The organism is Plantibacter sp. M259 (assembly GCF_006065115.1).
GTDB lineage: Bacteria > Actinomycetota > Actinomycetes > Actinomycetales > Microbacteriaceae > Plantibacter > Plantibacter auratus.
In genome coordinates this window covers 4,084,127-4,105,715 of the sequence record NZ_CP040750.1, presented here as the reverse complement: position 1 = coordinate 4,105,715, position 21,589 = coordinate 4,084,127, and the positions used below count along the sequence as shown (strand labels likewise).

Here is a 21,589-nt window from a genome sequence, read left to right as displayed (position 1 = left end):
CGTCACCGCGGGTTGATCTGCGAGATCTTGCCGAGCAGGCCGTTGATGAAGCCGGCGGAGTCGTCGGTCGACAGCGTCTTGGCCGCCTCGACCGCTTCGTCGATGGCGACGCCGTGCGGCACCTCGTCGTTGAACAGGATCTCCCAGATCGCGATCCGGAGGATGGCCCGGTCGACCGTGGGCATCCGCGCGAGCGTCCAGCCCTGCGCGTACGTCTCGATCTGTTCGTCGATCTCCTCGGCGTGGTCACCGACGCCGTCGACGATCTCCCGCGCGTACAACCACGAGGCCTGGCGGTCGGGCTCGCTGACCGCGCGAGACGCTTCCGCGGACAGGACTTCAGTGAGGGTCTGCTGACGGACGTCGGCCTGGTACAGCAGATCGAGGGCGCGCTTGCGCGCCTTGGTACGAGCGCTCACTCGTTGACGCGACCGAGGTAGTCGCCCGTGCGGGTGTCGACCTTGACCTTGGTGCCGGTCTCGAGGAACAGCGGGACCTGGATCTCGTAGCCGGTCTCGACGGTCGCCGGCTTCGTGCCACCGGTCGAGCGGTCGCCCTGGAGCCCCGGTTCCGTGTAGGTGACCTCGAGGATGACCGACGCGGGGAGCTCGACGTACAGCGGGTTGCCGTTGTTGAGCGCGACCGTGACGTCCTGGTTCTCGAGGAGGAAGTTCTTGGTGTCGCCGACGACGACGGCGGGGATGGTGATCTGGTCGTAGTCGCTCTTGTCCATGAAGACGAAGGAGTCGCCGTCCGCGTACAGGTAGGTGAAGTCGCGGCGGTCGACGTTCTCGACGTCGATCTTCGTGCCGGCGTTGTAGGTCTTGTCGACGACCTTGCCGGTCATGATGTTCTTCATCTTGGTGCGGACGAACGCGCCACCCTTGCCCGGCTTGACGTGCTGGAACTCGATCACCGTCCAGAGCTGCCCGTCGATGTTCAGGACGATGCCGTTCTTGATGTCAGCGGTAGAAGCCATGCGCGAGAATGTCCGTTCGTGGAAAGTGTGCGGCCGGATACGACCCAACGAACGAGTGTAACCGCTGCGAGGACCCGTGACCAACGCGCCCGTGGTGGCCACGGGCTTCTCGCACGTCACTCGGTGCTGCGGCGCACCACGAGGTCGAGGGCGAGGCGGTACGAGTCGAAGCCGAAACCGGCGATCACGCCGGTCGCCACACCGGAGATCACGCTCGTGTGGCGGAACGCCTCGCGGGCGTGCGGATTCGAGAGGTGCACCTCGACGAGCAGGAGGCCCGCCTTCGTGACCATGGCCGCCGCGTCGCGGAGCCCGTAGCTGTAATGGGTGAACGCCGCGGGGTTCAGGATCACGGACGCACGGGAGTCGACGGCCTCGTGGAGCCAGCCGATCAGCTCGCCCTCGTCGTCCGTCTGACGCAGGTCGATCCGCGTCCCGTCGCCCGCGTCGGCCTCGAGCACGCTGCGCAGCGCTTCGAGGTCGGCCGAGCCGTAGACGTCGGGTTCACGGCTGCCGAGGCGTCCGAGGTTCGGTCCGTTGAGGACGAGCACGGTGGTCATGAGTCGAGGGTATCCGTTCGGGACGAGCGCTCACGGAGCGCGACGGCGTCGGTCAGGAGCCGATCTCCTGGTAGGCGGCGAAGAGCAGCGAGGTCTCGGGCCCCTGGAGGACCGTCGGCTTGGCGAGGTCGTCGAGCACGATGAACCGCAACATCGAACCACGCGTCTTCTTGTCGCGCTGCATCGTCGCGAGCAGGGTGTTCCAGCGACCCACCGGATAGGCGATCGGCAGGCTGAGGAGCTCCAGGACGCGACGGTGGCGGTCGACGACCTCGTCCGACAGTCGGCCGGCGAGGCGGGACAGCTCGGCGACGTACATCATGCCGATCGCCACCGCGGCACCGTGTCGCCACTGGTACCGTTCGGCGTGCTCGATGGCGTGCCCCAGCGTGTGCCCGTAGTTGAGGATCTCGCGGAGACCCTGCTCGGTGAAGTCCTCGCTGACGACGTCGGCCTTCATCCGGATCGCGAGCTCGATGCAGCGGCGGAAGGCGGGCGTGTCGGGGTCGGTCGCTGCGTCGACGTCGGCCTCGATGAGGTCGAGGATCTCCGGGTAGCGGATGAACCCGGCCTTGGCCACCTCGGCGAACCCGGCGAGGATCTCGTTCTTCGGGAGGGTGTCGAGCGTGTCGAGATCGCAGACGACGGCGGCCGGGGCGTAGAAGGCGCCGACGAGGTTCTTGCCTTCCGCGGTGTTGATGCCCGTCTTGCCGCCCACGGCCGCGTCGACCATGCCGAGGACCGTCGTGGGGACCTGCACGAGCCGGACGCCGCGCAGCCAGGTGGCGGCGACGAAGCCGGCGAGGTCGGTGACCGCGCCACCGCCGAACCCGATGACCGCGTCGGAGCGCGTGAAGTCGGCCTGCCCGAGGACTCCCCAGCAGAACGCGGCGACCTCGACCCGTTTCCCGGCCTCGGCGTCGGGCACCTCGGCGAGCAGCACCTGGTACCGGTCGCTCAGGGTCTCGCGCAGCTTGGCCGCCTTCTCGCCCAGCGTCGCCGGGTGGACGATGAGGACCCGCTGCACGCCGGTCCCGAGCGCGTCGACGAGTACATCCTCCAGCCCTCTCCCGATCGTGATGGGGTACGGGGAGGATCCCGTCACCTCGATGACGGTCCGCTCGGTCGGGGTGGTCGGTTCGGTGCTCATGCAGGCTCCTTCACCCAGGCGACGAGCTCGTCGACGATGCCTGAGATGGGTCGGTGCGAGGTGTCGAAGGTGACATCCGCGAGTCGTTCGTACACGGGACGCCGGGCGGCGGCGATGCGCGACCACGCGCCGGGGTCGTCGCGGAGGAGTGGACGCTTGTCGAGGTTGGCCCGTGCCAGCACGGCCTCCTCGGTGACCGTCAGCAGCACGACGCGTGCATCGGCGAGCTCGCGCTGCGTGTCCTCGTCGAGGACCGCTCCCCCGCCGAGCGACACGATCGCCGGCTGCTCGAGCGCGGCGGCCACCGCCGCCCGCTCCAGGGCGCGGAAGTGCGCCTCGCCGTGTTGCTCGAAGATGCGCGCGATCGCGCCGTGCTCGCCGGACACGACGTTGTCGGTGTCGACGAACGGCAAGCCCAGGCGCTTCGCCAACTGCTTGCCGACCCGGCTCTTCCCCGACCCCATCGGTCCGATGAGGACGACGGGGAGTCGGAGATCGGCGGCCTGCTCAGGCATCGGCGCTGGAGGCGTGGTCGCCTCGCGTGCGCAGGTTCGACGGGATCGCTGCCAGGTATCCGTCGAGGTTGCGCTTCGTCTCGGGGACGGAGTCGCCACCGAACTTCTCGAGGACCGCTTCGGCGAGGACCAGGGCCACCATCGCCTCGGCCACGACACCGGAGGCCGGGACCGCGCAGACGTCCGAGCGCTGGTGATGCGCGGTGGCGGCCTCGCTCGTCGCGACGTCGACCGTGCGGAGCGAGTGCGGGACGGTCGCGATCGGCTTCATGCCGGCGCGGACGCGGAGGACGGTACCAGTGGTCATGCCACCCTCGGTGCCGCCGGCGCGGTCGCTCTGTCGGGCGATGCCGTCGCTCTCCTGGACGAGCTCGTCGTGGGCCACGGAACCGCGACGGGTCGTCGTGAGGAAGCCGTCGCCGACCTCCACACCCTTGATGGCCTGGATGCCCATGAGCGCTGCTGCGAGCCGTGCGTCGAGTCGGCGGTCCCAGTGGACGTAGGAGCCGAGCCCCGGCGGGAGTCCGTAGGCCAGGACCTCGACGATGCCGCCGAGGGTGTCGCCGTCCTTCTTGGCCGCGTCGACCTCGGCGACCATGCGCTCCGAGGTCGCCGCGTCGAAGCAGCGCAGCGGATCGGCGTCGAGCGCGTCGACGTCGGCCGGGACCGGCAGCGGGCTGTCTTCGGGAACGCGCACCGGGCCGATCGACAGCGTGTGGCTGACCAGGGTGATGCCCAGCTCGCCGAGGAAGGAGCGCGCGACGGCACCGAGGGCGACGCGCGCTGCGGTCTCGCGTGCGCTGGCGCGTTCGAGCACGGGACGCGCCTCGTCGAAACCGTACTTCTGCATGCCCGTCAGGTCGGCGTGACCGGGACGCGGACGGGTGAGCGCGGCGCTGCGGCCACGCGACTTGTCGGAGATCTCGGTCGGCTCGGGGCTCATGACCTCGGCCCACTTCGGCCACTCGGTGTTGCCGATGCGGATCGCGATCGGGCTGCCCATGGAGAAGCCGTGGCGGACGCCGCCGGACAGGTTGAGCTCGTCCTCCTCGAACTTCATGCGGGATCCTCGGCCGTAGCCGAGCTTCCGTCGGGCGAGGTCGGCGCGGACGCCGTCCATGGAGATGGGGACGCCGGACGGGAGTCCCTCGAGGACGGCGATGAGTTCCGGGCCGTGAGACTCTCCGGCAGTGAGCCAACGAAGCATGGTCCTATCCTTCCATAGAGCCGGGACGCGACCGTGCGCCTTCGGTCGACGGCCCGGCGGGTGTGCAGGTGGGCGACGGATGCGTCCGGAGCGGTCAGTGCGAGGCGACCGGCGCCCCGGTGTGATCGAGGTGGACCGTGTCGAGCATCGCCCGGAGCACCGTCGTCTCGTCCTCGAGTGGCAGGAGCGGATCGCCGAGGACGAAGATCCGGACCTGGAGCAACGCCTGGTGCACGAGCATCGACAGCCCACTGAGGACCGACCCGCCGGCCTGCGACCACGCCTCCGCGAGCACACTCGGCCACGGGTCGTACGCGACGTCGAGGAGGAGCGCGCCTGGAGCATGGGACAGCAGCGGACCCGGTTCGGTGAGGGCGCCGCCGGGAAGGGTGCTGATCACGAGTGGTGCGTCAGGCGTCTCACCGTCGAGCAGCCCTGAGGCGAACCGCAGCCCCAGCCGACCGGCGAGGTCCTCGAGTGGTCGCGCCTGGGCCGGTCGGCGGAGCGCCACGTGGACGTGCTCGGCACCGAGGTCCGCCGCCGCCATGATCGCCGAGGAGGCCGTTGCTCCCCCGCCCAGGACGACCGCGGACGCGATCGTGTCGACGCCGGCCGCCCCGATCGCGCGGACGATGCCGCCGACGTCGGTGTTGAACCCTTCGATCCGACGGGATCCGTCCTCGGCTCGGCGGAGACGCAGCGTGTTGACCGCCCCGGTCTCGGTTGCGGCGCGGTCGGCCACGTCGGCCAGCTCGAGCGCGCGATGCTTCAGGGGCATGGTCAGCGAGAGCCCCCGCCAGTCCGAACCGAGGTCGTCGAGGAAGGCCGAAAGGCCGGCCGCCTCGAGTTCGTGCCGACCGTAGTCCCAGTCGAGCCCGAGCACCCGGTAGGCGGCCTCGTGCAGTGCCGGGGACTTGGAGTGGGCGATGGGCGCGCCGAGCACGGCGAGCCGCGGCTGCCCGTCCTCGCCGTGACCCGCCCCTGTTCCACTCATGTGCGCCACGCTCCCGCTACTGGTACTCGGGGTGCTCGTCCATCCAGGACAGCCACTTGTCGACCGCGGCCTCGTGCTCCTCCTGGGTGGTGGAGAAGATCGTCTCGCCGGAGTCGAGGTTCCAGGTGACGAAGTAGAGCCATGGTCCGTCGGCCGGGTGCAGCGCGGCGTCGATCGCGAGGTCGCCCGGGTTCGAGATCGGTCGTACGACCATGCCCGGGTGGACGTAGGTGTTGTACGGGTTCGAGGCGTCGGCGCGCTCGGCGTCCGTGGTCGACACCCGGTGGGTGTTGCCCGTCCCGTACGCGACCGTGGCGTCGGACTGCAGCAGACCGCTCTCCCACTGGGCCGGGTCCAGCCGGTTGAGGAAGACCCTCGACACCTTGTAGTAGTCGTCGCGGAGGCCAGCCTCCTTCTGGATGAGCGAGGCCAGGACGATGGTCTTCCAACGGTCCTCGGGCTTCACCCCGGCGTCGTCGAGCGCCTGGAACGACCGGTTCACGAGGGTCTGGAGGACCGCGTGCGCATCGCCGCCGTCGGGGAGGCTGTAGGTCGCCGGGAAGAGGAACCCCTCGAGCGAGGTCGCTTCAGCGGGGAGACCGAAGGACGCGACGTCGGCGGCCGCCGCCTGGAGTTCCTCCAGCGGGATGCCGGTGCCCTCCGCGATCGACGGCAGGGCGTCCTGCTCCGCGGTGCCCTCGGGGATGACGAAGGTGTCCTCCATGCGGTTCGCCTCATCGGTCAGGGCCGCAAGGGCGGACTCGGCGCTCATCTTGAGCTTCAGTTTGTAGGCGCCAGGGAAGAACTCCGGCTGGGTGGGCTGTGCGAGGAGGAGGTCGTAGAAGGCGTCGAACGACTTCGTGACTCCCGCGTCGTGCAGGCTCGTCGCGATGTCCTCGCCGATGTCGCCCTCGTTGACCATGACGACGGCCTCGCCGCTGCCGGCACCCTCGTAGTCGTTCGGTTCCTCCCAGCCGAGGACCTTGCGGATCTGCGGCTCGTAACTCGTCCACACGACCGCGGCGCACGCGACGAGACCCCCGACGACGACGATCGACACGATGAGTGCGATGAGCCCGCGACGGCCACGTCGGCGCTTCGGCGGTTCCCCGCCGGCCAGCGCACGACGGCGCCCCCGATGGATCGGCTGCGGCCCGCTGTCGTTGGCCGTGTCGTCCTCAGCGAGCAGGTCCTCGAACGCGGGGATGGTCGTGGTCCGGGCCCGGGACGCCGAGGATTCGGTGTCGTCCGACTCGGGCGCACGTGGGGTCGGCGCGCTCACGGGTGTGTCGCTCCCGGCTGGCTCGCTGACGCCGGAGTCACCCGACGACGCAGCGGTCGAGGGGGCTTCGACCGATGTGGCGTCGACGGACGCGGCGCCGGTCGGGGCCGGTTCGGCCGTGTCGCTCGCGGCGTCTTCCTCGACGGGCTCGGACGGCGTCGAGGCGGCTTCCGCGGCCTCCCGCTGCTGACGTGCCTCGCGTCGGGACAATGGCACCGGCTGCTCCCCCGCGGCGTTCCGCTCGGACGTGAAGAGGTCGGCGAGCGGATCGTCTGCTGGGTTGTTCTGAGGTGTCAGATTCGACACAGGCACGTCCTGTTCACGGGTCGACGGGGCTTCCGGGGGGTCGCCCCGAACCGCGTTCGGCGTCGAGGGCGTACTGCAAGAGTATGACGGCCGCCACCTGATCGACAATCGAGCGCGTCTGCTTCTGTCGTTTCCCAGCGGAGCGCAAGGCGCTGTGGGCGGTCACCGTCGTCAGCCGCTCGTCGACGAGACGGGCCGGGACACCGGTGATCGACCTGAGCCGGGCCGCGAACTCCCGGGCGTCCTGCGTGGACGCAGTGTCCTTCCCCGACAGGGCGATCGGGAGACCGACGACGAGCTCCACCGCGCCGAGTTCTTCGGCGATGACTGCGATCGCCCGGATGTCGGCGTCGCCGCCGAGGTCCCGTGGGACCGTCTCCACCGGTGTAGCCAACAGGCCGTCGGGATCGCTTCTCGCGACCCCGACCCTGGCCTTCCCGACGTCGATCCCGAGTCGGACTCCGCGACGGAACCCGTCCGTCATGTCAGGCGATCTCGCGGGCGATCGCCGCGAGGGCGTCGCCGAGTGCGGTGGCGTCGACGCCGCCACCCTGTGCGAGGTCGTCCTTCCCACCACCGTTGCCGCCGAGGACACCGGCCGCGACCCGGACGAGGACGCCTGCCTTGAGTCCGGCGTCGCGGGCACCCTGGTTCGTCGCGACGACGACCGCGGGCTTGCCTCCGACGACCGCACCCAGGGCGACGACCGCCGGGCTCGCGCCGAGCTGCTCGCGGAGCTGCGTGACGAGCGTCCTGACGTCGTTCGGTGACCCGAGCTCGCCCAGGTGTTCGGCGATGAGCGACACCGGGCCGACGCGGTGAGCGGTCAGGGCCAGTGCCGGGAGGCGTTCGCTCAGCCCACGGGCTTCGAACGCGGCGATCTTCTTCTCAGCGGCCTTGAGGTTCGCGACGAGTTCGGCGATGCGGTCGGGCAGCTGCTCCTTCGGCGTCTTGAGGCTGCCGGAGAGCTGTGACACGAGCGCCCGCTCGGCGGCGAGGTCGCGGAAGGCCTCGAGTCCGACGAGCGACTCCACACGACGGTTCGTCGACCCGACGGACGACTCGCTGACGAGGTTGATCAACCCGATCTCGGCGCTGGAAGCGACATGGGTGCCCGCACACAGCTCACGCGACCACGGCCCGCCGATGTCGACGACGCGGACGGTCTCGCCGTACTTCTCCCCGAACAGCGCCATGGCGCCGAGCGCCTTCGCGTCGTCGAGCGCCATCTCGCGGGTGCTCACCTGCAGGTTGTCGCGGATGGCGTTGTTGGAGATCTCCTCGATCTCCGACTTCGTCGCCGGTGACAGCGGCTGGTTCCAGGTGAAGTCGAGCCGCAGATACCCGGCCTTGTTCGACGAACCGGACTGGTGGGCGCTGTCGCCCAGGACCTGCCGCAGGGCCGCGTGGATGATGTGCGTACCGGAGTGCGCCTGCTGTGCGCCGCGGCGGTAGCTCGCGTCGACGATGGTCGTCGCCGGTGCGTCAACGCCCACCTCGCCCTGGCTCACCTGCACCTTGTGGGCGATGAGACCCTTGACCGGCTTCTGGACGTCGAGCACCTCGAGCTCGTATCCGGGACCGACGATGACGCCCTGGTCGGCCTCCTGCCCGCCGGACTCGGCGTACAGCGAGGTCTCCGCCAGGATCACCTCGGCGATGTCGCCGGCGACGGCGCGCTGCACCGGGTGTCCGCCCACGATGATGCCGAGGATGCGGCTCTCGGTCTCGAGCTCGGTGTAGCCGGTGAACACGGTCTCGCCCTTGGCGCGGATGTCGCTGTAGACCGAGAGGTCGGCGAGGACGCTCTTCTTCGCCTTCGCGTCGGCCTTCGCCCGCTGGCGCTGCGCGGTCATGAGCGAATCGAACGCGTCGCGGTCGACGGAGAGGCCTGCCTCCTCCGCGATCTCAAGGGTCAGGTCGATGGGGAATCCGTAGGTGTCGTGCAGGAGGAACGCGGAATCCCCGGCGAGGGCCGTCCGGCCCGAGCCCTTGGTCTGCTCGAGCGCGAGGTCGAGGATGGTCGTGCCGCTGGCCAGTGTCCGGAGGAAGGTCTCCTCCTCGGCGTAGGCGCTCTGCGAGATCCGGCCGAAGTCGGTCTCGACCTCGGGGTAGGCGGCCTTCATGGCGTCGCGCGAGGCGGAGAACAGCTCGGGGAACGTCGCGGTGTCGACGCCGAGAAGGCGCATCGCACGGACGGTCCGTCGCATGAGGCGGCGGAGGATGTACCCGCGTCCCTCGTTCGACGGGGTGATGCCGTCGCTCATGAGCATGAGCGAGGAACGCACGTGGTCGGCGATGACGCGCATCCGGACGTCGTCGTCGTGGTCGGCACCGTAGCGACGGCCGCTCAACTCGGCGGCGCGATCGAGGACCGGGCGCACCTGGTCGATCTCGTACATGTTCTCGACGCCCTGCTTGAGGAAGGCGACCCGCTCGAGCCCCATGCCGGTGTCGATGTTCTTCTTCGGGAGTTCGCCGACGATGTCGAAGTCGACCTTGCCGCGGACGTTCTCGATCAGGTACTGCATGAAGACGAGGTTCCAGATCTCGACGTACCGGTCGTCGTCGGTCGCCGGGCCGCCGTCGGCTCCGTACGCGGGACCGCGGTCGAAGAAGATCTCCGAGCACGGGCCGGCCGGTCCGGGCTGACCCGTCGACCAGTAGTTCGTGTCCTTGTCGAGCCGCTGGATGCGGTGCTCGGGGAGCCCTGCGACGCGCTTCCAGAGGTCGATCGCCTCGTCGTCGTCCTTGTACACGGTGACCCAGAGGTCCTTCTCGTCGAAGGCGAGGCCGCCGCTCGACTCACTGCCGGTCAGGAGCTCCCACGCGTAGGTGATCGCCCCCTCCTTGAAGTAGTCGCCGAAGGAGAAGTTGCCGTTCATCTGGAAGAAGGTGCCGTGCCGGGGCGTCTTGCCCACCTCTTCGATGTCGTTGGTGCGGATGCACTTCTGGACGCTCGTGGCGCGATCGAACGGCGCGGGGACGACGCCGGTGAGGTACGGCACGAACGGCACCATGCCGGCGACCGTGAAGAGGAGCGAGGGGTCGTCGCTGACGAGGGAGGCGGAGGGGACGACGGTGTGCCCCCGATCGCCGAAGAAGGTGAGCCAGCGGGAGCGGATGTCAGCGGTGTCCATGGTGTCCGTACGTCAGGGGTGTGCGTGTCGATGTTCGTGCGCTGCGGCGATGCCCGTCCGGGCGTGCCGCTACGGCTTGGTGAGGTCTTCTGCGGCGTCCTCGACGCGCGCGACGACGGACTCCGCCGTGTCGCGCAGCTGCGCCTCGCGCTCCTTGTAGGCGTCGCCGACGGTGTCGGTGAACTCCCTGACGCGTGAGTCCAGCTCGGAGAAGAACCGCTTGCCGGACTGTGTCTTGTTGATCTCGTGGGCGACGACGAAGCCGGCGCCGATGCCGACGATCAGCCAGAACACGTTCTTCATGGGGAACTCCTCATCTGCGGTGCGACCACCCGGGCGTCGCCGGGCGTACCAAGCATCCATCGTAGTCGAGCGCGGCGGACCGATGGCGTCGTACAACGACGAAGAGGCACCGGCCGGAGCCGATGCCTCTTCGTGTGGTGCCCGGAGCCGGGCCGCAGTCCTAGCGGGCTGCGTAGTACTCGACGACGAGCTGCACTTCACAGGTCACGGGGACCTCGGCGCGCTTCGGACGACGCTCGAGACGTGCCTGGAGCTTGTCGAGCTCGACCGAGAGGTACGCGGGCACCTTCGGCAGGACGTCGACGTGACCGCCGGCAGCGGCGACCTGGAAGGGCTCGGTGCCCTCGGAGCGCGGCTTGACGTGGATGAGCTGACCCGGCTTCACGCGGAAGGACGGGCGGTCGACGAGCTGGCCGTCGACCATGATGTGGCGGTGTACGACCATCTGGCGGGCCTGAGCCGTGGTGCGGGCGAAGCCGGCACGGAGGACGAGCGCGTCGAGACGGGTCTCGAGGATCTCGACGAGGTTCTCACCCGTCAGGCCCTGGGTGCGACGTGCCTCCTGGAAGGCGATCTTGAGCTGAGCCTCGCGGATGCCGTACTGGGCGCGCAGACGCTGCTTCTCGCGCAGACGGACGGCGTAGTCGCTGTCGGCCTTGCGCTTGGTGCGGCCGTGCTCACCGGGAGCGTAGGGACGCTTCTCGAGGTACTTGGCGGCCTTCGGGGTGAGGGCGATGCCGAGTGCCCGCGAGAGGCGGGTCTTGCTGCGGGTACGTGACTTGGTAGACACGGTTTCCTTTCGATGAAGTCTCAAACGATGAATGACCGGCGCGAAGACGCGTCGGTGATCCGGAATCACACCGGACAAAGTCAGAGGGGTCCGCCGGGGCTGTTCGGCTACAGAACACGCCCGTCGAACACGGTGATCGAGCAGCCGCGCAGTCACACCGGTTCTAGGCGGATCAATACTAGCACGACGCGGCTTGGTCCCCGGGCAGCCGCGACCCGACGATCACTCGCCCCGGACGATCTTCCGGAGTTTGTCCAACCGTGCCGAGATGTCGCGCTCGTGGCCGTGGTCGGTGGGCTGGTAGTACCGGACGTCGCGGAGCTCGTCGGGCAGGTACTGCTGGGCGACGACACCGATCGGGTGGTCGTGCGGGTAGCGGTAGCCCTTGCCGTGTCCGAGGCGCTTGGCGCCCGCGTAGTGGGCGTCGCGCATCGGCTTCGGCACGCGTCCGAAGGCTCCGGCCCTGACGTCCGCGATGGCCTGGTCGATGGCGACATAGGCCGCGTTCGACTTGGCGGCCGTGGCCAGGTACACCACGGCCTCGGCCAATGGGATGCGACCCTCGGGCATGCCGATGAACTGGACGGCGTCGGCGGCCGCCACGGCGATGGGCAACGCCTGCGGGTCGGCGATGCCGATGTCCTCGGCCGCGGAGATGATGATGCGGCGGGCGATGAAGCGCGGGTCCTCCCCCGCCTCGATCATCCGAGCGAGGTAGTGCAGCGCGGCGTCGACGTCGGATCCGCGGATGCTCTTGATGAACGCGCTGATGACGTCGTAGTGCTCGTCGCCGTTGCGGTCGTATCGGAGCAGGGCGCGGTCGACCGCCTGCGAGACGAGCTCGTCGGTGATGACGGGACCGCGGGGCGCCCGCGTCGCGGTGTCGGAGTCCTCGTCCACCCCGTCTTCGTCGTCTTCATCATCCTCATCGCCGACGTCGAGGAGGCCCGCGTCGTCGAGATCGAGCTCGTCGGGGTCGACCGGAGCGCCGAGATCGGAGTCGGCGGCGATCGCGGCCGCCTCCAACGCAGTCAGGGCTCGTCGGGCATCGCCGGAGGACAACTGGATGATCGCGGCGCGGGCCTCCGGCGTCACGGTGAAGCGACCGGCCAGTCCGCGCGGGTCGGTCACGGCGCGGTCGATGAGGATGCCGAGGTCGTCGTCGCTCAGCTGTTCGAGCGTGAGGAGCAGCGAACGCGACAGCAGCGGGGAGATGACGGAGAACGACGGGTTCTCGGTCGTCGCGGCGACCAGGATGACCCAGCCGTTCTCGACGCCGGGGAGCAGGGCGTCCTGCTGGGCCTTCGTGAACCGGTGGATCTCGTCGAGGAAGAGGACGGTCGAGCTGCCGTAGAGGTCGCGGCTCGACATCGCCTCCTCCATGACCTGCCGGACGTCCTTGACGCCCGCCGTCACAGCCGAGAGCTCCACGAACCGGCGACCGGAGCTGTGCGCGATGGCTTGCGCCAGTGTCGTCTTCCCGGTGCCCGGTGGGCCCCAGAGGATGACGGACACGGCCGCCTGCGTCCCCTCGTTGTCGCTCGCCAGGCGGACGAGCGGCGAGCCGGGACGGAGCAGGTGCTGCTGGCCGGCGACCTCCTCGAGGCTGCGGGGCCGCATGCGCACGGCGAGCGGTACCGGTGCGCCGGCGATGCCGGGTCCTCGACTGAACATTCCACCAGGCTAGCCGCAGCCTGCGACACGCGGACCCGCTGCGGAACGGGGTCGCTGCCGTCGTGTGCCGTTTGGTCCGCGCGGATCGCTCCCCGTAAGGTTCTCCTGGGCAGTCCGCCGCGGGCGTGGTGCCAGATGACAGCGCGATGCCGCCGCTCGGCCGACGGCACCTGGAGGGAACGACGTGGCAACGAGCAAGGGTCCGGACAAAGAGGCACGCGCAGCACGCGCACGGCTGCGCGCCTACAACGCCCGGCGCACCGTGCACGAGCACCGCTCCAAGCGCCGCGTCCGCGACAACGTGATCGCTGCTGCGGCGCTCGTCGTCATCCTCGCCGGAGCCACGGCCGCGCAGGTGTTCTTCTTCGCCGGTGGTCCGGGCACACCGGTCGCGACGCCCACCGCCTCCGCCGAGGCCGGGGCCTGCGGTGTCACCGGGGCCACCGACGGCGCGAACACCGGCCAGGTCCCCGCGAGCACGATCGCCGAGGACCGCGACTGGAGTGGTGAGATGACGATCAACGACGTCGTCATGAACCTCACCCTCGACGGAGCCTGCGCGCCGCAGGGCGTCTCCTCCTTCATCTCCCTCGCCCAGTCCGGCTTCTACGACGGCGTCACCTGCCACCGCCTCACCACGAGCGGCATCTACGTCCTGCAGTGCGGCGACCCCGACGGCACCGGTACCGGTGGCCCCGGCTACAGCTACGGCCCGGTCGAGAACGCACCGACGGACGACGTCTACCCGGCCGGCACCATCGCGATGGCGCGCCAGGGCGGCAACGGCTACAGCAACGGTTCGCAGTTCTTCCTCGTGTACCAGGACTCGACCATCCCGTCCGACCCCGCCGGCGGCTACACCGTGCTCGGCCAGATCACGAGCGGTCTCGACCAGCTCGTCTCGGGCGTCGTGTCCGGCGGTGTCGCGGACGGTAGCGGTGACGGCGCTCCGGCGGTACCGGCCGCCATCACCTCGGTGACGGTCCAGTAGCGCGTGCAGTAACCTGCACCAGACGGAACCGACCGGCGCAAGCGGTCGCCCCGAGCAGGACTCGGGGTAATAGGCTTGTGGATCGATCACGATCGCCACGAACGGCGGTCAACACACAGCAAGGGTGATGCGCGTGACCAGTCCAGAGATCGAACCGTGGGGTCGTGTCGACGACGACGGCACCGTCTACGTCCGTGAGGCCGACGGTGAACGAGCGGTCGGACAGTACCCCGACGGTTCCAAGGAGGAGGCGCTCGCGTACTTCGAGCGCAAGTTCACGGACCTCGCCGGACAGGTGACGCTCCTCGAGCAGCGCGCGAAGCGCGGTGCACCGGCGACGGACGTCGCGAAGGCAGTGAAGTCGATCACCAAGCAGGTCGAGTCCGCCAACGCGGTCGGCAACCTCCAGGCGCTCCTGACCCGCCTCGCGGCGCTCGACGGCACCGTGAGCGAGCTGACCGAGGCGCAGAGCCAGGAGACCAAGGCAGCGCTCGAGGAAGCGGCACGTGCGCGTCTCGCGATCGTCGAGGAAGCCGAGCAGCTCGCGCAGCAGGATCCGGCACGGGTGCAGTGGAAGCAGACCTCGGCGCGACTCGACGAACTCTTCGCCGAGTGGCAGCGCCAGCAGCACGACGGTCCGCGTCTCGCGAAGAACGACGCCAACGACCTCTGGAAGCGGTTCCGGACGGCGCGCGCGACGATCGAGCAGCACCGTCGTGCGTTCTACACGGAGCTGGACTCGGTCCACAAGGAAGCCCGCGCGATCAAGCAGAAGCTCGTCGAGCGCGCCGAGGCCCTCATCGCCAAGGGCGCCGAGGGCATCCCCGCCTACCGCAGCCTGCTCGACGAGTGGAAAGCCTCCCCGCGTGCCGGGAAGCGCCAGGACGACGCGCTCTGGGCGAAATTCAAGGCCGCGGGCGACGCGATCTACGGCGCGAAGGCCGAGATCGACGCGCGCGACAACGAGGAGTTCCAGGGCAACCTGGATTTGAAGCTCGCGGTGTTGGCGGATGCCGAACCGATCCTCGCCGACACGAACCGGGACTCGGCGCGCAAGGCGCTCACCGACATCCAGCGTCGGTGGGACGAGATCGGCAAGGTCCCGCGCGAGCAGGTCCGCGTCGTCGAAGACCGTCTGCGCAAGATCGAGACCCACGTCAAGCAGCTCGAGGACGAGCACTGGAAGCGCAACAACCCCGAGACGAAGGCGCGCACCGAGGGGCTCGCGAGCCAGCTCGCCGACGCCATCGCCAAGCTCGAGGACGAGGTCGAGGCGGCACGAGCCTCCGGTGACGCCGACCGGCTCACCGCGGCCATCGAGGCGCTTGATGCACGCAAGGCGTGGCTCGGGGCGATCCGCTAGGCGGATCCGCTCCACCGACCGCGTGACGGTCGCGGTTCTCCACAGATCCGTCGACGATCCTCCTGCTGCTGGACGGCTGCAGGAGGATCGTCGTATGTCCACGGCACTCCAGACGTCCTCCCCCACCGAGCCACGCTGCACGACGGATCCCTCGGCCTCCACGAGCCGCCTCCCCGCCTACCTCCAGCCACCTGAGCTCTCCGTCGCCGAGCTCGCCGCCGCGCGGCTCGACGGCGAGCTCTTCGCCTTCGAAGACGGCTACTGCAGTGTCGACGAACCCGACACCGTCAGGCTGCGCGCGGCGGTCCTCGAACAGCTGCCCGGGCTGGCCGGCGCGGTCATCGCCGAGACGAGTGCCGCCTGGCTGCACGGCGCGGCGCTCATCGCACCGAGGGTCCACACGGGCTTCGTGTCGATGGAACGGCGAAGCGCGCGTTCGCCCCGGTTACGTCTGCGTCAGGTGTCACTCCGCGCCGACGACAGCGAGCGGTGCGGCGCACTGCGGGTCACGACCCCCACGCGCACGGTCGCGGATCTGGCACGTCGCACCGGGGCCGAAGCTGAGGAGGCGATGACGACGATCCGCAACTACTTCCTGCTCGGGCTCACCACCCCTGAGGAGGTCGTCGCATGGGTCCGCTCCGTCCCGCGGGTCCTCGGCGGCACACGGATCGTCCGTGTCGTGTCGAGTGCCACCGAGGTGATGCTCCCCGGCCTCGAGCCGACTCGGAGCGAACTGGCGTCCTGGTCGCTCCCGCTCAGCCGCCGTTGACCCGGTAGACGTCGTAGACGGTGTCGATCCGCCGGACCGCGTTCAGCACCCGGTCGAGGTGGGTGGTGTCGCCCATCTCGAACACGAAGCGGCTGATGGCCAGGCGGTCGCTCGAGGTGTTCACCGTCGCCGACAGGATGTTGACGTGGTACTCGGACAGCACCCGCGTCACATCCGACAACAGTCCAGCTCGATCGAGTGCCTCGACCTGGATCTGGACGAGGAACACGCTCTTCGACGACGGAGCCCACTCCACATCGATCATGCGCTCGGGCTCCTGCAGGAGGCCCTGGACGTTGTGGCAGTCCGAACGGTGGACGGAGACGCCGGAGCCCCGCGTGACGAATCCGACGATCTCATCACCCGGCACCGGGGTACAGCACTTCGCGAGCTTGACCAGGATGTCGGGAGCACCGAGCACGAGGACCCCGGAGTCGCTGTTCTGCAGCCGCTCACGGCGGCTCCCGCGGACCGGGACGGTGTACTCGGCGTGCTCGCTGTCAGCGTCCTTCTGCAGGAGCGCGACGACCTTCTCGAGCACGGACTGCGTCGAGACGTGGCCCTCGCCGACGGCCGCATAGAGCGCCGTGACGTCCTCGTAGCGCAGCTGCGCCGCGACCTCGGCGAACGAGTCCTGGTTCATGAGCTTCTGGAGCGGCAGGTTCTGCTTGCGCATCGCCCGCGCGATCGCGTCGCGCCCCTGCTCGATCGCCTCGTCGCGCCGCTCCTTCGTGAACCACTGACGGATCTTGTTCCGCGCCCGAGGGCTCTTGACGAAGTTCAACCAGTCCTGGCTCGGACCGGAGTCGGGGTTCTTCGAGGTGAAGACCTCCACCACGTCGCCGGTGTTGAGCGAGCTCTCCAGCGGCACGAGCCGCCCGTTGACCCGGGCGCCCATCGTCCGGTGGCCGACCTCCGTGTGGACGGCGTAGGCGAAGTCCACCGGTGTCGCGCCGGCGGGCAGGCCCACGACCCGCCCCTTCGGGGTGAAGACGTAGACCTCCTTCGCGCCGATCTCGAACCGCAACGAGTCGAGGAATTCCCCCGGGTCCGCCGTCTCCGCCTGCCAGTCGGAGATGTGGGCGAGCCAGGCCATCGAGCTGTCGGGCTCGGCGGAGGACGCGGTCTTCCCGCTGTTCATCCGCTCCTTGTACTTCCAGTGCGCGGCGACACCGAACTCGGCCCGCTGGTGCATCTCGTTCGTGCGGATCTGGATCTCGACGGGCTTCCCGCCCGGTCCGACGACGGTGGTGTGCAGCGACTGGTACAGGTTGAACTTCGGCGTGGCGATGTAGTCCTTGAAACGCCCTGGGACGGGCGTCCACCGTGCGTGGATCGACCCGAGGACCGCATAGCAGTCGCGCAGCGAGTTGACGAGGACACGGATGCCGACGAGGTCGTAGATGTCGTCGAACTCGCGGCCGCGGACGACCATCTTCTGGTAGATCGAGTAGTACTGCTTCGGGCGACCGGCGACCTTGCCGCGGATCTTCTGCGCCTTGAGGTCCTCGTTCACCGCGTCGATGACGTGCTGGACGTACTCCTCGCGCTGCGGTGTCCGCTGCTTGACGAGCGATTCGATCTCGGCGTAGAGCTTCGGGTACAACACGGCGAAGGACAGGTCTTCGAGCTCCCACTTGATCGCCTGGATCCCGAGGCGGTGCGCGAGCGGTGCGTAGATCTCGAGGGTCTCCGTGGCCTTCTTCGCCGCCTTCTCGGCCGGGACGAATCCCCAGGTCCGGGCGTTGTGCAGACGGTCGGCGAGCTTGATGATGAGGACGCGGATGTCCTTCGACATCGCGACGATCATCTTCCGGACCGTCTCGGCCTGGGCGCTGTCGCCGTACTTCACCTTGTCGAGCTTCGTGACGCCGTCGACGAGCATGGCGACCTCGTCGCCGAAGTCGGCGTGGAGTTGGTCGAGTGAGTAGTCGGTGTCCTCGACGGTGTCGTGGAGGAGGGCCGCGACGATCGTCTTCGGTCCGATGCCGAGGTCGGCCAGGATCTGGGAGACGGCGACCGGGTGCGTGATGTACGGCTCGCCGCTCTGGCGCTTCTGGCCGGAGTGGGCCCGCTCGGCGACCGTGTACGCACGTTCGATGAGCGCCAGGTCGGCCTTGGGATGGTGCTGCCGCACCGTCCGCATCAGGGTGTCGACGGCGCCGGCCGGCTGTGCCTTCGAGAAGATCCGTGGGACGAGACGGCGCAGGGAGGCCGTCGAGGATGTCGTGGTGTCCGCCATCTCAGGCCTCCCTGCGCTCGTGCACGCGGTTGTCGGTCGCTGTCAGGGTCAACGCGCCAGCGGCGCGTCTGCTTCCGTGCGTTCGCCCTCGGCGTCGTCCGAGGTCTGAGCGCGCTCGCGCGCCTGCAGCACGCGCTTGTCGTGCTTGGCGATGCGGGGCTCGTTGTGCCGGAAGTTCGCGTAGAGCGGTGCGGCGACGAAGATCGTCGAGTACGTGCCGACGAGGATACCGACGAGCAGGGCGAGCGAGATGTCGCGCAGCGTGTCGGCACCGAGGACGAAGGCACCGAAGAACAGGATCGCCGCGACCGGGAGCGCCGCCACGACGCCGGTGTTGATCGAGCGCACCAGGGTCTGGTTGACCGCGAGGTTGACCGACTCCCCGAACGTCCGGGCCGCGCCGTCGGCGTCGAGCGTCGTGTTCTCGCGGATCTTGTCGAACACCACGACGGTGTCGTACAGCGAGAAGCCGAGGATGGTGAGGAAGCCGATCATGGCGGCCGGCGTGATCTCCCAGCCCGTCGCGGCGTAGACACCGGCCGTGATGATGAGGTCGTGCATGAGGGAGAGCAGCGCGGCCGCGGACATCTTCCAGGTGCGGAAGTACAGGGCCATGAGGATCGCCGCGAGCACGAGGAACACGATGAGGCCGACGATCGCCTGCTTGGAGACGTCCTGACCCCATGACGGGCCGATGAACGAACTCGTTATGTCGGACTGTTCGACGCCGTAGGCCTCGGCCAAGGCCGCCGACACCTGCTGGGTGACCTTGTCGTTCTTCAGCTGGTCGGTCTGCACGCGGACCGAGTTGCCGCCCACGACGGTGACGTGGGTGGTCGCGCCGCTGACGACGGACGCGACCGCGTCTTCGGCCAGCGTCTGATCGGTGCTCTTGACGTCGGCGATCTGGAACTGCGAACCACCGCGGAACTCGATGCCGAAGTTGAATCCGCCCTTGACGACCGGGATCAACACGGAGAGGACGACCGCGACGATGGCGATCGTGTACCAGATCTTGCGCTTGCCGACGAAGTCGTAGGAGCGCTTCCCGGTGTAGAGCTCGTTTCCGAACCGTGCGAACGCACCCATCAGGAGTCCTTCCCATCGGTCGGCAGATCGTCTGCTCTGGTGTCGGAGCCGCCTCCGACGAGGGCCGCCTGCTTGCGCTCGGCGATCGTCTGGCGCTTGGCCGCCTCACGGCTGCTGGACGCGGCCTTGGCGCCGGGCACCGAGACGGGCTTCCGGAACTCCGCGCGACCACGGTAGATGGCGCCGAGCGCCGATGGGTCGAGACCGGTGAACGGCTTGCCGCTGTTGAAGAGCTTCGTCTGGCCGAGGAGCTGCATCATCGGGTGCGTGAACAGGAGCACGACGATGACGTCGATGATCGTGGTCACGCCGAGGGTGAGCGCGAAGCCGCGGACGTTGCCGATCGCGAGGACGTACAGCACGACGGCGGACAGGAGGTTGACACCCTTCGCCGCGTAGATGGTGCGCTTGGCGCGCTTCCAGCCGGCTTCGACGGCGGACTCCAGACCGCGACCGTCGCGGAGTTCGTCCTTGATGCGTTCGAAGTACACGATGAAGGAGTCCGCGGTGAAACCGATGGCGACGATGAGGCCCGCTATCCCGGCGAGGGAGAGCCGGAAGCCCTGACGCCAGGACATCAGCAGGATCACCACATACGTGAGCACCGCGGCCGCGACGAGCGAGGCGATCGTCACGGTGCCGAGGAGCCGGTACTGGAACAGCGTGTAGATGACGACCAGGATGAGCCCGATGAGACCGGCGATGAGGCCGCTCTCCAGCTGCGTCGAACCGAGGGTCGCCGAGATGGTGTCCTGGCTCTGCACGACGAAGCTGATCGGCAGGGCGCCGAACTTGAGCTGGTCGGCGAGGGTCTTGGCGGACTCCTCGGTGAAGGAGCCGCTGATCTCCGGCTTGCCGTCCGAGATGACGGCGAGCGACTGCGGTGCGGAGATGACGTTGCCGTCGAGCACGATCGCGAACTGGTTCTGCGGGCTCTGCAGCGAGGTCAGGCGGCCGGTGACGTCGGCGAAGAGCGCGGTGCCCTTCTCGTTGAAGACCGGATACACCGCCCACTCGCCCGTGCTCGCACCCGACGACGTCGTCTTGATGCCGGCGCTCGCGTCGGACAGGTCTTCTCCGGACACCTCGACCGGGCCGAGGACGTACTTGAAGGTGCCGTCGACGTCGCACGTGATGAGCGGGTCGGCAGCGGGCGCTGCGGTGGCGTCGAGCGAATCCGCGTTCGCGGCGCAGTCGTAGGCCTGGAAGGCGGCGTACAGCGCGGGCGTCACCTGCGACAGGTCGCTCGCGTTGGTCGGCGACGCGGTCGGCGTGCTCTCGAGGCCCGGATCCGGCGTCGGATACGGGGTCGAGGCGCCGTCTTCACCGATGAAGGTGTTGGACGGCTGACCGGGAGTCAGCTGCTGCGAGGTGAGGACCGGACGGAACTCAAGCTTCGCGGAGCTCTCGATCCGGTTCAGCGTCGCTTCGTCGGGGGTTCCCGGGATCGAGACGACGACGTTCTGACCCTGCGTCGTGATCTCCGCCTCCGACACGCCGGACGCGTCCACGCGCTGGCGGATGATCGCCACGGCCTGGTTCAGCTGTTCGTTGGAGACCGTCTGGCCGGACTCCAGCTTCGGCGCGAGGATGATCTGGGTGCCACCCTCGAGGTCGAGGGCCAGCTTGGGCGCCCATGAGCTGTTCCCCCAGAGGACCCCGGCCGCGTTGATCGCGAACAAACCGATGAGGATTACGCCAAGCCAGGTGAGCGAACGCCACGCTTTCTTGACCGGAGTCGACTTTGCCAAACTCGGAACTCAGCTTTCTCTGCCGGCGGTGGCACGACGGCCACCGCCCGGGAAGGGGTTGGGACTAGTCGTCGCTCTTCTGCGGCTTCGAGGTGTCCTCGACGCGCTGGCCGAATTCGGGCTTGGAGAGGTCGAGCGATGAGGCGTCGTCGGGGATCGACTCGACGACCGGGGCCTCCTCCGCGGTCTCGGCGACCGTCGGGGCGACGACCGCACCCGCGTAGCGGGGGTCGATGGTGACGATGACGCCGGGGGCGATCTCGACATCGGCCTTGCGGGAGTCGCGGTCCATCGAGATGAGGGTGCCGTAGACACCGAAGCCGGTGAGCACCTCGGCGCCGGGGACGAGCTTCTGCTCGGTCTCCGCGGCTTGCTTCTTCCGCTTGTTGTTGCTCACCATCATGAACACGATCATGACGCCGGCGAGGCCGAACAGGACGAGGGTCATTGCATCCACGATGGGAACCTTCCAGAGGAGATT

General features: G+C 68.8%; 20 protein-coding genes. 3 read left to right on the top strand and 17 right to left on the bottom strand.

Annotated elements, in window-relative coordinates; genetic code table 11:
• Positions 1-2: 2 nt before the first annotated feature.
• From nusB to FGL15_RS19140, 13 genes are all read right to left on the bottom strand, one after another.
• Positions 3-419: a transcription antitermination factor NusB gene (gene nusB, locus FGL15_RS19200; protein ID WP_138947076.1), complete on the bottom strand. Its 417-nt coding sequence runs from the start codon at positions 417-419 to the stop codon at positions 3-5.
• Positions 416-979, bottom strand: coding sequence for an elongation factor P (efp, locus tag FGL15_RS19195; RefSeq protein ID WP_056005785.1), 564 nt, complete (start codon positions 977-979; stop codon positions 416-418). Before efp ends, nusB begins: the two co-directional genes overlap by 4 nt.
• Positions 980-1,095: 116 nt before the next feature.
• Positions 1,096-1,539, bottom strand: coding sequence for a type II 3-dehydroquinate dehydratase (locus tag FGL15_RS19190; RefSeq protein WP_138947075.1), 444 nt, complete (start codon positions 1,537-1,539; stop codon positions 1,096-1,098).
• A 52-nt stretch (positions 1,540-1,591) separates the two neighbouring features.
• Positions 1,592-2,689: a 3-dehydroquinate synthase gene (aroB, locus tag FGL15_RS19185; RefSeq protein WP_079705926.1), complete on the bottom strand. Its 1,098-nt coding sequence runs from the start codon at positions 2,687-2,689 to the stop codon at positions 1,592-1,594.
• Entirely contained in the window at positions 2,686-3,204 is a 519-nt protein-coding gene (locus FGL15_RS19180; RefSeq protein ID WP_138947074.1) for a shikimate kinase, read from the bottom strand. The genes aroB and FGL15_RS19180 overlap by 4 nt, the downstream gene beginning before the upstream one ends.
• Complete coding sequence (aroC, locus tag FGL15_RS19175) at positions 3,197-4,411, bottom strand: chorismate synthase (RefSeq protein WP_138947073.1); 1,215 nt, start codon at positions 4,409-4,411, stop codon at positions 3,197-3,199. Before aroC ends, FGL15_RS19180 begins: the two co-directional genes overlap by 8 nt.
• A 94-nt stretch (positions 4,412-4,505) precedes the next feature.
• Entirely contained in the window at positions 4,506-5,405 is a 900-nt protein-coding gene (locus tag FGL15_RS19170) for a shikimate dehydrogenase (RefSeq protein WP_138947072.1), read from the bottom strand.
• A 16-nt stretch (positions 5,406-5,421) separates the two neighbouring features.
• On the bottom strand, positions 5,422-6,993 hold the full coding sequence (gene mltG / locus FGL15_RS19165) for an endolytic transglycosylase MltG (RefSeq protein WP_240773646.1): 1,572 nt from the start codon (positions 6,991-6,993) through the stop codon (positions 5,422-5,424).
• 13 nt (positions 6,994-7,006) lie between these two features.
• Positions 7,007-7,477, bottom strand: a complete 471-nt coding sequence (gene ruvX / locus FGL15_RS19160; RefSeq protein WP_138947071.1) for a Holliday junction resolvase RuvX — start codon at positions 7,475-7,477, stop codon at positions 7,007-7,009.
• Between the two features lies 1 nt (position 7,478).
• Positions 7,479-10,133 (bottom strand): alanine--tRNA ligase, encoded by a 2,655-nt coding sequence (alaS, locus tag FGL15_RS19155; RefSeq protein ID WP_138947070.1) that lies wholly within the window; start codon positions 10,131-10,133, stop codon positions 7,479-7,481.
• A 69-nt stretch (positions 10,134-10,202) separates the two neighbouring features.
• Complete coding sequence (locus tag FGL15_RS19150) at positions 10,203-10,436, bottom strand: hypothetical protein (protein WP_079002498.1); 234 nt, start codon at positions 10,434-10,436, stop codon at positions 10,203-10,205.
• A gap of 160 nt (positions 10,437-10,596) precedes the next feature.
• A complete protein-coding gene (rpsD, locus tag FGL15_RS19145; RefSeq protein ID WP_064293825.1) occupies positions 10,597-11,226 on the bottom strand; it encodes a 30S ribosomal protein S4 in 630 nt (209 codons plus the stop codon).
• A gap of 222 nt (positions 11,227-11,448) precedes the next feature.
• Positions 11,449-12,900, bottom strand: coding sequence for a replication-associated recombination protein A (locus tag FGL15_RS19140; protein WP_138947069.1), 1,452 nt, complete (start codon positions 12,898-12,900; stop codon positions 11,449-11,451).
• Positions 12,901-13,084: 184 nt separating this feature from the next.
• Here FGL15_RS19140 and FGL15_RS19135 point away from each other — a divergent pair, with 184 nt between their 5' ends.
• The 3 genes from FGL15_RS19135 to FGL15_RS19125 all read left to right on the top strand — a co-directional run bounded on the left by FGL15_RS19135 (position 13,085) and on the right by FGL15_RS19125 (position 16,026).
• Positions 13,085-13,891 carry a peptidylprolyl isomerase gene (locus FGL15_RS19135; RefSeq protein WP_138947068.1) on the top strand — a complete coding sequence of 269 codons (807 nt, stop codon included), beginning with the start codon at positions 13,085-13,087 and terminating at the stop codon, positions 13,889-13,891.
• A 133-nt stretch (positions 13,892-14,024) separates the two neighbouring features.
• Positions 14,025-15,254, top strand: a complete 1,230-nt coding sequence (locus FGL15_RS19130) for a DUF349 domain-containing protein (protein ID WP_369808437.1) — start codon at positions 14,025-14,027, stop codon at positions 15,252-15,254.
• A 94-nt stretch (positions 15,255-15,348) separates the two neighbouring features.
• The gene (locus FGL15_RS19125) at positions 15,349-16,026 is read left to right on the top strand and encodes a hypothetical protein (RefSeq protein ID WP_138947067.1); all 678 of its coding nucleotides are present in this window, start codon (positions 15,349-15,351) and stop codon (positions 16,024-16,026) included.
• On the opposite strand, the gene FGL15_RS19120 is transcribed toward FGL15_RS19125, so the two are convergent.
• From FGL15_RS19120 to yajC, 4 genes are all read right to left on the bottom strand, one after another.
• Entirely contained in the window at positions 16,013-18,268 is a 2,256-nt protein-coding gene (locus FGL15_RS19120) for a bifunctional (p)ppGpp synthetase/guanosine-3',5'-bis(diphosphate) 3'-pyrophosphohydrolase (protein WP_079705918.1), read from the bottom strand. The two genes, FGL15_RS19125 and FGL15_RS19120, sit on opposite strands and share 14 nt — an antisense overlap.
• Before the next feature lie 48 nt (positions 18,269-18,316).
• Positions 18,317-19,357, bottom strand: a complete 1,041-nt coding sequence (gene secF, locus FGL15_RS19115; protein ID WP_079705917.1) for a protein translocase subunit SecF — start codon at positions 19,355-19,357, stop codon at positions 18,317-18,319.
• The gene (gene secD, locus FGL15_RS19110; protein WP_064293819.1) at positions 19,357-21,108 is read right to left on the bottom strand and encodes a protein translocase subunit SecD; all 1,752 of its coding nucleotides are present in this window, start codon (positions 21,106-21,108) and stop codon (positions 19,357-19,359) included. Before secD ends, secF begins: the two co-directional genes overlap by 1 nt.
• Positions 21,109-21,172: 64 nt before the next feature.
• A complete protein-coding gene (gene yajC, locus FGL15_RS19105; protein ID WP_064293818.1) occupies positions 21,173-21,556 on the bottom strand; it encodes a preprotein translocase subunit YajC in 384 nt (127 codons plus the stop codon).
• Between the last annotated feature and the right edge of the window lie 33 nt (positions 21,557-21,589).